Raw genomic sequence first — 1,600 nt, 5'->3', positions numbered from 1 at the left:
CATCCTCGGCCGCCCACATAGGACCAGGTCAGCCAGCATCCCCGCGACTACGCAATCGCCCTGCCCTCGTCGGCCAGCGTGACCACCGCGTCTGCCCGGTACTCGGTCGGCGCGAAGTCTGTCAGCTCACCCGCGGACAACCGCGCCTCATCGAAGTCCGGCACCGTTACGTGGAGCGGTCCGCGCAAGAGCTCGGCGGCCAGCGTTGGCGATCCCGGAACATCTCGATAAGGATCTCGTGGAGGTGAGAGGGCATGGGCGCGAAGCTACTGTGGACGACCGACAATCTCGGGTAGGCGCGGGCTTGGTGCGGTGCCACCATTTGGCGCGCGCAATCTGAAATACCGGGTCAGGCGATGGAGCCAGGCGGGGCTACCCATACCGCCGGCTGGCTCGTGACCTTGATGACTTCATCGAAATCGTGGTCGTAGTGCACGAGTGCGAGATCATTCAGCTCAGCGGTCGCGGCGAGTAGCAGATCGACGGGACCGGCTGAGCGGTGGGTGCCACGAGCGGTCATGGTGGCCTGGACCTCGGTCGCGCGGCTGAAGACCCGGTCGGGCATGGCGATCCACGAAAAGGTTGCGCCGAGCAGTTCAAGCCATTCCGCGCGGTCGGCTTTGGATCGAGCGCTGTGCAGAAATTCGAGCTCGGTAATCGGACAGATGCCCATGACGCCAGCGGTGATCTGTGGCTGCCACCGGGCACGGACGTCACGATCGCGCAATAGCCGGACCAAGGCGCTGGTGTCGACCAGGAAGCGGGCTGGGGTCATGCGCGGTATGTGGACTTGTCCAGCAGTTCGTCGAAGGTGCCGGTCTCTCCGAGCTCTGCGAGGTGGGCCAGGGCCTTTGCTCGTCGTAGCTGGCTGGCTGCCTGGCGCAGGGCGGTGTTGATGGTGTCCTTCTTCGTCTTGGTGCCGAGCAGCGCCGACGCCTCCGCAAGGGCGTCATCGTCGACATCGACAAGTACCTTCGTCACGGTTGATCATCTCCCGTATATACCGACCCATGGTCGAGTATATCTCATAGAAACATGGGCGGGGCCCCCGCGTGGTCACCAGCCGCGAGCCCGCCACTCTGGGATCGAGGCGCGCTCGGCTCCCAGGGTCGAATCCCTGCCGTGGCCCGGGTAGAACCAGGTTTCGTCGGGGAGGCAGTCGAAGAGTTTCCGCTCGACGTCGTCGATGAGCGACCTGAAGTTGTCGGCGTCTCCGCGCGTATTTCCCACCCCACCGGGGAACAGTGGGGGCCGTTAGAGGGTAACATAGGTGAGTGGCTATGCGCGACGCGCTGTACGCCCGGATCTCGGAAGATGACCTCGGCACTGAGAAGGGCGTGTTCAGGCAGCTCGAAGACGGTCGCGGCCTGTCCGCGGCGCGAGGTGGCGAGGTCGTAGCGGAGTTCTCCGACAATGATGTGTCGGCGCTCAAGGGTGTTCATCGGCCTGGGTACGAGGCGCTGATGGCCGCTGTGGCGGCTGGTCAGGTTGACCGCATCATCGTGTTTCACACGTCCCGTCTGTGGCGTAACCGCCGTGAGCTTCCCCCGGTTCTCCGGACACCTGAGGTGAGGTGGACGGCGGCTTCCAGGAAGGATGT

Annotated in this window: 3 protein-coding genes and 1 pseudogene; 1 reads left to right on the top strand and 3 read right to left on the bottom strand. The window is 64.4% G+C overall.

All coding sequences use genetic code 11. The features are described from left to right. Nucleotides 1-349: 349 nt before the first annotated feature. The 3 genes and pseudogenes from V6V89_RS41315 to V6V89_RS41305 all read right to left on the bottom strand — a co-directional run. The gene (locus V6V89_RS41315) at nucleotides 350-775 is read right to left on the bottom strand and encodes a PIN domain nuclease (protein ID WP_334625202.1); all 426 of its coding nucleotides are present in this window, start codon (nucleotides 773-775) and stop codon (nucleotides 350-352) included. Continuing rightward, complete coding sequence (locus V6V89_RS41310; RefSeq protein WP_334625201.1) at nucleotides 772-981, bottom strand: type II toxin-antitoxin system VapB family antitoxin; 210 nt, start codon at nucleotides 979-981, stop codon at nucleotides 772-774. The genes V6V89_RS41315 and V6V89_RS41310 overlap by 4 nt, the downstream gene beginning before the upstream one ends. Before the next feature lie 75 nt (nucleotides 982-1,056). After that, nucleotides 1,057-1,245: pseudogene (locus V6V89_RS41305) on the bottom strand (MBL fold metallo-hydrolase); the annotation flags it as partial. Nucleotides 1,246-1,280: 35 nt separating this feature from the next. Between V6V89_RS41305 and V6V89_RS41300 the strand changes: the two are divergent. Then, nucleotides 1,281-1,600 (top strand): recombinase family protein (locus V6V89_RS41300; protein WP_334625200.1); only part of this gene is annotated, 320 nt, incomplete at its 3' end.

This window comes from Micromonospora sp. CPCC 206061 (genome assembly GCF_036906915.1).
Classification (GTDB): domain Bacteria; phylum Actinomycetota; class Actinomycetes; order Mycobacteriales; family Micromonosporaceae; genus Phytohabitans.
Note: the sequence above shows the minus strand (reverse complement) of the source record. Positions and strands in the feature narration are given on the sequence as shown.